The sequence below is a fragment of the Roseococcus sp. genome (genome assembly GCF_965227005.1).
Lineage (GTDB): Bacteria > Pseudomonadota > Alphaproteobacteria > Acetobacterales > Acetobacteraceae > Roseococcus.
In genome coordinates this window covers 91,741-102,214 of record NZ_CBDDFJ010000026.1, presented here as the reverse complement: position 1 = coordinate 102,214, position 10,474 = coordinate 91,741, and the positions used below count along the sequence as shown (strand labels likewise).

The following is a 10,474-nucleotide window of genomic DNA, read 5'->3' as shown; positions in this document are numbered from 1 at the left end:
AGGCGTGACGTCCACGGGGAGAGCGGCGGCTGGCGACACTCCGGTGAGATGGCTTCGTGGGCCCCGCGCGTAAAGCCGCCGCCCTTGGCATCGCCGGGCGCAGGGTCCACATTATGACATAATTATTGCAGCGGAGGGCGGCCCATGGGCTCCGAGATTCTGCTGCTGCTCCTGGGCAGCGTGGCTTTACTACTCTGGGGGGTGCGGATGGTCCGCACCGGCATGCTGCGGGCCTATGGCACGCTGCTGCGACGCGCTTTGGGCACCGCTTCGCGCCGGCGGGTCAACGCCTTCGGCGGCGGGATCGTGGCGGCCTTCGCGCTGCAATCCTCCACCGCCGTGGCGGTCATCATCGGCGCCTTCGCGGGGCAGGGACTGGTCTCCACCTCGGCGGCGCTGGCGGTGATGCTCGGCGCCGATCTCGGCACCAGCTTCGCGGCCCAGCTGCTGGCGCTGGACGTGAAATGGCTCTGGTCGGTGCTGCTCTTCGTCGGCGTGCCCGTCTTCCTCTCGGCGCAGTCGGACCGGCGCAAGGGCACCGCGCGGCTGATGATCGGCCTCGGCCTGATCCTGCTGGCGCTCTCGCAGATGGAACACGCGATCGATCTGCTGAAGACCTCCCCCGTCATGGCGATGATCCTGCAGACGCTCGCGGCCGAGAAGCTGCTGGCCTTCCTGCTCGGCGCCCTCGTGACCTGGCTGCTGCATTCAAGCCTGGCCTTCGTGATGCTGACGCTCTCGCTGGCGAGCTCAGGCCTGGTCGGGCCGGAACTCGCGGTGGCGCTGGTGCTGGGCGCTAATGCGGGCGGGGCGGCCGCGCCCGTGCTCTCGCTCAGCAGCGCGGGGCCGGCCGCGCGGCGCGTCGCGATCGGGCATTTTATCATCCGCGGCGGCGCGGCGGCGATCCTGCTGCCCTTCGCCTGGCCGCTCGGCCAGGGGCTGAGCGCGGTCTTCGCCAATCCCGCCGTGCTGGTGGCCATGGCCCATACCGGCTTCAACCTCTGCGGCTCCATCCTGGGCATGCCGCTGATCGACGTGATCGGCCGGATGCTGGAGCGCTGGATCCCCGACGCGCAGCTCAGCGCCGATGCCGGCGCGCCGCGCCATCTGGACGCCTCCGTGCTCGACAGCCCCGCCGAGGCCCTGGCCTGCGCCACGCGGGAATCCATCGTCCTCGGCGAGCGGGTGAGCGCCATGCTCGCCGAATCCTGGAATGCCATCGAGACGGGCGACCCACGGCACATCAAGGCCGTCGCGCAGGCGGATGACGCGGTGGACCGGCTGCACGAGGCCATCAAGCTCTACCTCGTCCAGGCCTCGCGCTCGGAGATGGATCAGGAGGAGAGCGGCCGCGCGGTCGAGATCCTCGGCTTCATCATGAACCTCGAGCATGTGGGCGACATCCTCGACAAGAGCCTGATGGAGCTGGCCGAGAAGCGCGGCCGCCTGGGCCTTTCCTTCTCCGCCCAGGGCCTCGCCGAGCTGCGCGCCTTCCACGGGCGGATCATGGAGACGATGCGCCTGTCGCTGAACGTCTTCACCACGCGCGACATGGGCCTCGCCCGCCGCCTCTTCGCCGACAAGTCCGGCCTGCGCGCGGCCGAGCGTGACGCCGCGCATCTGCACTTCCAGCGCCTGCGCGAGGGGGTGGCGGAGTCGCTGGAGACCTCGGCGATCCATCTCGACATGCTTCGCGACCTCAAGCGCATCCACGGCCACCTGACCGCGGTCGCCTACCCGATCCTGGAGGCGGCGGGGGAGCTGGCCGAGAGCCGGCTGCGCGAGCGGGAAGCGGGTCTGACGCCGGCGAGGGCGTGAGGCTCGGCACGCTTTCCATTCTTTCGTCGCGCAGCGGGCCGCAGCGCGGCGCGAAGGCGCGGCTGGTCGGCGCCATTTTCTGAATCTGGGTCGGTCGGCGCGAAAACCTTCCGCGGGCTGCATCTGAGGCGGCTCCTCCGCCGTACCCCCACGCGTATCGGGGCCATGCAGGCTCCGGTCCTGGAGCGTGGATCCGGCGGAATGCGACTGACCTTTTACCCGGATGAGCACAGCGTGACGATCAGCACCGAGACCCACATCCTGCGCGTCGAAGCGGTCGGCCCATGGCTGTTCGAGGCGATGACGGCCCGCGACGTCCAGGGGCCGCTCGTCGATCTCGCCCGGGAACATGGGGCGCCGAAGCTGGAGCTCTTCGCCGCCGGGCGCGATCCGCCCCATCTTTCCGCGGGAATCGTCGCGGAGCACATAGCCTGGTCGGGCGATGTGTGAACGAAGCGCCGTCTAGGCCGGGCGCGGCTCCAGTAGCCAGGGCCGGCGCAGCGCGTCCCGCGCCTGGAAGGCGGCGATGGCGGCCTCGCGCGTGAGGGTCAGGCCGATCGGGTCCAGCCCCTCCAGCAGCATGGTCTTGCGCAGCGGCTCGACCGGGAAGGACATCACGATGTTCCCGCAGCGGATCTCCTGCGCTTCCAGATCGACGGTCAGCTCCGGCGTATGCAGCACGAGGGCCTGCAGCTCGGCCACCTGTTCGGCGGGCAGGCGGATGGGCAGCATGCCGTTCTCGAAGAGGTTGTCGTGGAAGGCCCCACCGAAGGAGGGCGCGATGACGCAGCGGATGCCGAAGCCCTGCAGCGCCCAGACCGCCGTCTCGCGCGCCGAGCCGCAGCCGAAATTCTCGCCGCCGATCAGGATGCGCGATGCGTCATAGGGCGCGCGGTTCAGGGCGCATTCGGGATTGGGCGAGCCGTCGGGCCGGTTGCGCCACATCTCCAGCGCATAGGGTCCGAGCTGGTCGCGCAGCAGTCCGGCCGAGCGCTCGACGCGGATGATCATGTCGGTGTCGACATTGGCCAGCGGCACGGGGGCGGCGACGCCGGTGAGGGTGGTGAAGCGGTCCATGATTCTCAGCTCCGCGGATCGACGATGACGCCGGCCAGCGCGGCGCGCACGGCCATGACGGGGCTGGCGAGATGGGTGCGCGCGCCCGGCCCCTGCCGCCCCACGAAGTTGCGGTTCGAGGTGGAGATCACGCGCTTGCCCGGGCCCACGATGTCGCCATTGGAGCCGACGCAGAGCGAGCAGCCGGGCTCGCGCCAGTCGAAGCCCGCCGCGCGGAAGCGATCGGCGAGGCCCTCGGCCTCGGCCGCGCGCTTCACCGCCTGCGAACCGGCCACGACCCAGGCGGTGACGCCCTGCGCCACGCGGCCGTCTCCCAGCGCCCCCGCCGCCTCGCGCAGGTCCGACAGGCGCGCATTGGTGCAGGAGCCGATGAAGACGTGGTCGACCGCGAGGCCGGCCATCTTCTGCCCCGCGCTCAGGCCCATGTAGTCCAGCGCGGCGGCCCAGGCGCGGCCGCGCGCCGGGTCGGGCGCGGAGGCGGGGTCGGGCGCGCAGCCGGTCACGGAGACCACGTGCTCGGGGCTCGTGCCCCAGGTGAGCTGCGGGCCGAGATCGGCCACGGGCACGACGTATTCGCGGTCGAAGACGGCACCCGGATCCGTGAAGAAGGCGGACCAGTTCGCCACCGCCGCGTCCCAATGCCCGGGGCCGGGCGCGTGGCGGCGGCCCTTCAGATAGGCGAAGATCTTCGCGTCGGGCGCGACCATGCCCATCTTCGAGCCGAGCTCGACGGCCATGTTGCACAGGGTCATGCGCGCCTCGGCGTCCAGCGCCTCGACGGCCGGGCCGGCGAATTCGATGGCGTGGCCGACACCCCCGCCCACGCCGACCACGGCCAGGGCGGCGAGCGCCAGGTCCTTGGCGGTGATGCCGGCGGGCGGCGTTCCCTCGAAGCGGATGCGCATGTTCTTCGGGCGGCGCTGCACGATGGTCGAGGTCGCGAGCACATGCGCCACTTCCGAGAAGCCGATGCCCCAGGCCAGGGCGCCGAGCGCGCCATGGGTGGTGGTGTGGCTGTCGGGGCAGACGATCAGCATGCCCGGCTGCGTCAGCCCGAGCTCGGGGCCGACCACATGGGCTATGCCCTGGTCGGGATGGTCCTGGCCGAAGAGCATGACGCCGTGCCTCGCACAGCCCTCGTTCATCGCGGCCAGGTGCCGCGCGGTCCAGGGCGCGCCGCCCACGCGGCCGGGGGCGGTGGAGACGACGTGGTCGACGATGCCCGTGGTGCGCCAGGGGTCGCGCACCGGCAGGCCGCGCGCCTCCACCACGCCGAAGGCGCCGGCGCGCATCTCCAGCAGGTATTGGCGGTCGACGTTGAGCAGATCCACGCCGGGGGCCAGCGTCTCGATCCGCTGCGCGTCCCAGAGCTTGTCCAGCAGGGTTCTCGGCATTCGTTTCTCCAATTTCTCGGCCGTTTTCTTAGCCATCCAGGTCGCGGGTCAGGGCCGCGGCCTCGCGCAGCAGCAGGGTGGTCATGGCGGCGCGATGGGCGGCGTCGCGAAAGCGGGTGACGGTGCCGCTGAGGGTGAGGGCGCCGGCCAGCACCCCGCCCTGGCGGAAGACGGGGATGCTGAGCGCGCCCACCTCGGGCGTGCGCTCGCCGAAGGAACCGTGGACCAGCGGGACATCCGCGCGCGGACCCTCGGCGAAGAGCTGCAGCACCTGACCCGCCGCGCCCTGCAGCGGCAGCACGGCGCCGATCGTCACCACGTCGCGCACCTCCTGCCGGCCCTCGACGCGGGCGAGGGCGACGCGGCCCTCGCTTTCGCGGATGAAGAAGGACGCCGCCTCCTGCGTCTCGGCGGCGAGGCGCGCGAGCACGGGCTCGAGGGCCGAACGCAGGTCGAAGGCGCGGCCATAGGCCTGGCCCAGCCGCAGCAGGACAGGCCCCAGACGGTAGCGCCCATCGGCCGTGCGCACCGCGTAGCGGCAGCGCTCCAGCGAGGCCAGGACGCGCAGCAGGGTGCTCTTGTGGGAGCCGGTCCGGCGGGCCAGCTCGGCCAGCGGGATGGCGCGCCCGGCCTCGCCCAGCGCGTCCAGCACGGCCAGGCCGCGCTCCAGCGCCGAGACCCCGGCGGAAGCCCAGCTTCCTCCGGCCGGTTCGACGGCGTCCCCTCCTGGCTCCTTGACGTTCATGCGCGCCGAGGTAATCCTCAATTCCAGAACGTGTATTCTGCTGTGGTGAATGGTCGCGCGTCAAGCGGCCGGGCAGGGTGCGGAGGAACGAGTCATGACCCAAAATCCGATCGGGCGTCGCAGCCTGCTGGCCACCCCGGCTTTCCTGACGGCGGGCGCGGCCCAAGCCCAGTCCCAGGCCCAGAGCTGGCCGGACCGGCCGGTGCGCGTCGTGGTGAACTATTCGGCGGGCGGCGCGGCCGATACCGCCTGCCGGCTGCTCCAGCTTGGCCTGTCCGAGGCGCTGGGCCAGTCCGTGGTCATCGAGAACCGGACCGGGGCCGGGGGCACCATCGGCGCGATCGCCGTCGCCCGCGCGCCGGCCGATGGCTACACCATCCTCTACGAAGCGGCGGCGCATGTCGTCGCCCCGCTGATGTTCCGCAACCTGCCGATCGATTACCTGACGGCCTTCTCTTATATCGGCCGCGCCACCATCCAGCCCTATGTGATGGTCGCCAATGCGAACTTCCCCGGCCGCACGACGCAGGATTTCATCGCCGCCGCCAGGTCGCGGCGCGATCCCGTCACCTATGGCACGCCGGGCGTGGGCAGCAGCGGCCACATCGCGGCCGAGGCCTTCGCCCAGGCCGCCGGCATCCGGCTGGAGCACGTGCCCTATCGCGGCGGTGCCGAGGCGGCCAATGCCCTGGCCGCCGGCGACATCGATTCGGCCTGCATCACGCTGTCTTCCGCCGGGCCCGTCGTGCAGGCGGGGCGCGCGCATTTCCTGGGCGTGACCGGGGCGAGCCGCGCCGCCAGCCATCCCGATATCCCGCCGCTGGCCGATGGCGGCCTGCCGGGCTTCGATTTCACCAGCTGGTCGGGCTTCATGGGCCCGGCCGGCATGCCGGAGGAGGCGATCCGCAAATTCGCCGCGGCGCTTCAGGCGGCCGGCAGCCATCCCGCGACGATGCAGCGCCTGGCCGCGAGCGGCTTCGAATCCGCCCCCACCGGCCCGGCGGATTTCGCCGCCCTGGTGGCGCGCGACCGCGAGGCCTTCGGGGCCGTGGTGCGCCGGGCCGGCATGCAGCCGGCCTGACGCGCACGGCCCTCAGCCCACGCCGTGAGCCTTGAGGAAGACCAGCATCTGGCTCCAGGCGGAGGCTGCCGCGTCCGGGCGGTAACTCGGGCGGTAATCCGCGTGGAAGCCGTGCGGCGCGCCCGGGAAGATCACCAGAGTGAAGGACTTTCCGGCAGCGCGCATGGCGGCCTCCATCTGGCGAAGGCCCTCCACGGGAATGCCCGTATCCGCCTCGCCATAGAGGCCCAGGATCGGGCATTTGATCTCGGGCACCAGCTCCGTGATCGTGCGCGGAGTGATCGCGGTCGCGGGGTTCGCCACGGGGCCGTAGAAGGCCACGCCGGCCTTTAGCCGGGGATTCTGCGCGGAATATTCCCAGACGTTCCGCCCGCCGCGGCAGAAGCCGATAATGCCCAGCTTCTCTGCACTGCCGCCCTCGCTCACCGCCCAGGTGCAGGTGGCATCGAGGTCGCGGTTGAGTTCGTCATCGGGCTTGCGCAGCGCGATGGCGGCGGCGGCCTGCACGTTCTCAGCTGTCTTCGGATCCCCCTGGCGCACATAGTAGTCGGGCGCGACGGCCAAGTAGCCCTGTTGGGCCAGACGCCGGCAGACGTCCTTGATGTATTCGTGCAGCCCGAAGATCTCCTGGCACACGACGACGACGGGCCATCCCGAACCCGTCGCGGGGCGCGCGCGGTAGCCGGGGATGGGCCGGTCCGCGACGGGGATCATGACGTCGCCCGCCACCAGCCCGGTGGTGGCGGTGGTAACGATGGTCTGGGCCATCACCGGCCCGGCCGCGAGCGTATAGCCCGTCGCCACGCCGAGGCCCGCGCCGCCGAGGAAACCCCTTCGACCCGGTCGCTCCAGGCGCGAGGGCGAGATCATCTCTTCGGCGGAGGGAAGGTCGGTGAGCTTGTTCATGGCGAAAGCATCCTCCTCGAAATGACGGATCAGCGGATGGGCGGCACGTACATCAGCCCGCCGCGGTTCCACAGGTTGTTCACCCCGCGCTGAAGCCCGATCGGGGTGTTCGGCCCGAGGTGGCGGTCATAGATCTCGCCGTAATTCCCGACCGCCTTGATGATGTTATAGGCCCAGCGGCGGTCCAGCCCCATGGCGGGGCCATGATCGCCCGACTGGCCCAGCAGGCGCCGGACCGCGGGGAGCGGGCTGTTCAGCATCTCGTCCACATTGGCCTGGGTGATGCCCAGCTCCTCCGCCTCGACCAGGGCGTAGAAGGACCAGCGCACGATATCCAGCCACTGGTCGTCGCCATGCCGCACGGCGAGCGCCAGCGGCTCCTTGCTGATGCGCTCCTCGAGGATGATGTGCTCGGACGGATCGGCGAAGGCGGTGCGGATGGCGGCGAGCTGGCTGGCATCGGTGGAATAGGCGTCGCAGCGGCCGGAGGCATAGGCGTTGCGGGCCTCGTCCGCGCGCTCGAAGACCACGGGGCGATAGGCGATGTTGTTGGCGCGCGCCCAGTCGGCGACGTTGAGCTCGCTGGTCGAGCCCGCCGTGGCGCAGATCGCCGCACCCGCGAGATCGCGCGAGTTGCGGATATTGGCCGAGCGGCGGACCAGGAAGGACTGGCCGTCGTAGAAATTGATCGCGGCGAAGTTCAGCGCATTGGCGGTGTCGCGCGAATGGCTCCAGGTGAAGGTGCTGGCGACGAGATCCACCGAGCCGGTCTGCACCGAGGTCGGCCGCTGGCCGCCGGCGACGGGCACGAAGCGCGCGCGATTGGCGTCCCCGAAGACGGCGGCGGCGACGGCGCGGCAGGAATCCGGATCGAGGCCGCGATAGACGCCCTGGCTGTCCGGCGCGCCGAAGCCCGGCGTGCCGGGGCTCACCGCGCAATCCACGCTGCCGCGCGCGCGGACGGCGCTGAGCGTGGGCCCGGCCGCGAGCTGCGCGGCGGCGAGATCGGGCAGGACGAGCACGGCCAGGAAGGCAAGATATCGACGCATCCAGGGAACCCTTGTTTCTGGTTTTGCCCAGCCTGCGGAATTTCGAGGCCGGGCACCAGAACTTCCGGGATTATCTGAACTTTCGCGATTATTCTGCGGCTTCGGCGAGGCTCCCCGGCGGCTCATAGGCGCGTACCGGCGGAAGATTGCCCTCGAAGCGCTCGACCTCGACGGAGGTGAGCTGCCCCGTGCAGCCCTGGGCCAGGCGCGAGGTGCCGACATCGCGCGTCAGCACGTTCGGATTGCCGTGCACGCAGAGCGGCGTCTCGGCCGCGGCATCGTCCGGATCGTACCAGGCGCCGGTCGGCAGGTTCACGATGCCCGGCGCCACATCCTGCGTGAGCTTCGCGGTGGCGAGGCAGGCGCCGCGCGCGTTGAAGAGGCGCACGATGTCGCCTTCGGCGATGTTTCTGCTCGCCGCATCGGTCGGGTGGATGCGCATCACCTCGCGCCCGCGCCGCTTGGCGCCCTGGCTGGTCGCGCCGAAATCGAGCTGGCTGTGCAGCTTGGTCGCGGGCTGGTTGGCGACGAGGCGCAGCGGGGCCTCGGCGGTCGGCACGTCCACGGGTTCGAGCCAGGTCGGATGGCCGGGGCAGTCGGGGTAGTTGAAGCCGGCGATGACCGGCGAATGGATCTGGATGCGGCCGGATTCCGTGTGCAGCGCATTGGCCTCCGGATCCTCGCGGAAGGCGCGCAGCACGCCGCCGTCATCGGGCGCGAAGGGGATCTCCAGCGGGCCCTCGCGCCAGAGCGTGTCGAGGTCCGGCGCGGGCAGGCCGCGCGCGGCCAGGGCCACGCGGGCGGATTCGTAGAGGAAGGCGAGCCATTCGCGCGCGCTGCGGCCCTCGGTGAAGGCCTCGCCACGGCCCAGGCGCTCGGCCAGGGCCGAGAAGATGGCGTAGTCGTCGCGCGCTTCGCCATAGGGCTCGGCGATGCGGTGCATGGGGATGATCAGCGGATCGGTCGGCGCGGCGCCGAGGTCCTCGCGCTCCATGGTGACGGTGGCGGGCAGCACGATATCGGCATGGCGCGCGGTGGCGGTCCAGGCGCTGTCGTGGACGATCAGCGTGTCCACCGTCGCGAAGGCGCGGCGCAGGCGGTTGAGGTCCTGGTGGTGGTGGAAGGGATTTCCGCCGGCCCAATAGACGAGCTTGATGTCGGCATAGGCGTATTCCTTGCCGTCGTAATCGAAGCGCGCGCCGGGATTGAGCAGCATGTCGGAGATGCGCGCGACGGGGATGAACTCGCGCACCGAATTCTTGCCCTGGTTCAGCGCGGCGACGGGCGTGGCCACGTTGCGCCGCCCGGTGTGGCCGAGCGCGCCGAGCGAATAATGGAAGCCGCCGCCGGGCAGGCCGAGCTGGCCGAGGGCGGCCGCCAGCACCAGCGCCATCCACACCGGCTGCTCGCCGAATTCCGCGCGCTGGAGCGAATGCGCCACGGTGACGAGGCTGCGCCGGCCGGGCAGGCGGCGGGCGAGGGCGCGGATGGTCTCGGCGGGGATGTTCGTGATGGGCGCGGCCCAGTCCGCGTCCTTGGGCTGGCCGTCCGTCCGGCCCATCAGATAGCCCTCGAAGACGTCCCAGCCATCGGTGTAGCGCGCGAGGAAGGCCGCATCATGCATGCCGTCCGCGACGAGGGTGTGGGTGAGGGCGAGCATCAGCGCCGTGTCGGTGTTGGGGCGGATGGTCAGCCATTCCGCGCCGGCCTCTTCCGGCAGGTCGTCGCGCAGCGGGCCGATCAGTACGAATTCCGCGCCACGGTCGCGCGCCGCCTTCATGCAGCCGCGCTCGATATGCTGGCTGATGCCGCCGCTGGCCACCATGCTGTTCTTCAGCGCCATGCCGCCGAAGGCGAGCACGATCTCGCTGTGCTCGGCGATCGCCTCCCAGGTGACGTTGCGGCGGGAGACGGATTCCATCGGCCCGACGATGCGCGGCAGGATCACGCCCGAGGCGCCCGCGCTGTAGGAGTTCACCGAGCGCACATAGCCGCCCAGCGAGATGTTCAGGAAGCGGTGCACCTGGCTTTGCGCATGGTGGAACCGCCCCGCGCTCGACCAGCCGTAGGAGCCGCCGAAGACCGATTGCGGCCCGTGCTTTTCCTTCACGCGCCGCAGCTCGGCGGCCAGCAGGTCGAGCACCTGGTCCCATTCCATCGGGATCATCTCGTCGCTGCCGCGCGTCGCATCGGGGCCCGGCCCGCGCTCCAGCCAGCCGCGGCGGACCATGGGCCGCGCGATGCGCGCCTTATGGCGCAGCGCGGCCTCCATATTGCCCAGGATGGGGCTCGGATCCGGATCGCCCGGATGGGGCTTCAGCTCGAGGCGCCCCTCGTGCCACCGCGCGGTGAAATTGCCCCAATGGGAGCTGTGCGGCAGGAAGGGGGGCGCTTCGGGCATGGG

Annotated in this window: 9 protein-coding genes; 3 read left to right on the top strand and 6 right to left on the bottom strand. The window is 71.0% G+C overall.

Annotated features, from left to right (window positions below):
• The first annotated feature begins 144 nt into the window (after positions 1-144).
• Positions 145-1,818 carry a Na/Pi cotransporter family protein gene (locus ACO057_RS14825; RefSeq protein WP_421993060.1) on the top strand — a complete coding sequence of 558 codons (1,674 nt, stop codon included), beginning with the start codon at positions 145-147 and terminating at the stop codon, positions 1,816-1,818.
• 201 nt (positions 1,819-2,019) lie between these two features.
• Positions 2,020-2,268, top strand: a complete 249-nt coding sequence (locus ACO057_RS14820; protein WP_421993058.1) for a hypothetical protein — start codon at positions 2,020-2,022, stop codon at positions 2,266-2,268.
• Between the two features lie 12 nt (positions 2,269-2,280).
• Here ACO057_RS14820 and leuD read toward each other — a convergent pair whose 3' ends face one another.
• Genes leuD through ACO057_RS14805 form a run of 3 tightly spaced genes read right to left on the bottom strand, consistent with a single transcriptional unit; the run spans position 2,281 to position 5,034 of the window.
• Complete coding sequence (gene leuD, locus ACO057_RS14815) at positions 2,281-2,895, bottom strand: 3-isopropylmalate dehydratase small subunit (RefSeq protein ID WP_421993056.1); 615 nt, start codon at positions 2,893-2,895, stop codon at positions 2,281-2,283.
• Between the two features lie 5 nt (positions 2,896-2,900).
• On the bottom strand, positions 2,901-4,289 hold the full coding sequence (locus ACO057_RS14810) for a 3-isopropylmalate dehydratase large subunit (RefSeq protein WP_421993054.1): 1,389 nt from the start codon (positions 4,287-4,289) through the stop codon (positions 2,901-2,903).
• Positions 4,290-4,317: 28 nt separating this feature from the next.
• A complete protein-coding gene (locus tag ACO057_RS14805; RefSeq protein WP_421993052.1) occupies positions 4,318-5,034 on the bottom strand; it encodes an IclR family transcriptional regulator in 717 nt (238 codons plus the stop codon).
• A gap of 94 nt (positions 5,035-5,128) precedes the next feature.
• Between ACO057_RS14805 and ACO057_RS14800 the strand changes: the two genes are divergently transcribed.
• Positions 5,129-6,115, top strand: coding sequence for a Bug family tripartite tricarboxylate transporter substrate binding protein (locus tag ACO057_RS14800; RefSeq protein ID WP_421993050.1), 987 nt, complete (start codon positions 5,129-5,131; stop codon positions 6,113-6,115).
• 12 nt (positions 6,116-6,127) lie between these two features.
• Here the strand turns inward: ACO057_RS14800 and ACO057_RS14795 are convergent, their stop codons facing one another.
• The 3 genes from ACO057_RS14795 to ACO057_RS14785 form a co-directional block, all read right to left on the bottom strand.
• Positions 6,128-7,021 carry a dienelactone hydrolase family protein gene (locus ACO057_RS14795; RefSeq protein WP_421993048.1) on the bottom strand — a complete coding sequence of 298 codons (894 nt, stop codon included), beginning with the start codon at positions 7,019-7,021 and terminating at the stop codon, positions 6,128-6,130.
• A 29-nt stretch (positions 7,022-7,050) separates the two neighbouring features.
• Positions 7,051-8,070 carry an amino acid ABC transporter substrate-binding protein gene (locus tag ACO057_RS14790; RefSeq protein WP_421993046.1) on the bottom strand — a complete coding sequence of 340 codons (1,020 nt, stop codon included), beginning with the start codon at positions 8,068-8,070 and terminating at the stop codon, positions 7,051-7,053.
• 88 nt (positions 8,071-8,158) lie between these two features.
• Complete coding sequence (locus ACO057_RS14785) at positions 8,159-10,471, bottom strand: molybdopterin guanine dinucleotide-containing S/N-oxide reductase (RefSeq protein WP_421993044.1); 2,313 nt, start codon at positions 10,469-10,471, stop codon at positions 8,159-8,161.
• Positions 10,472-10,474: the final 3 nt, after the last annotated feature.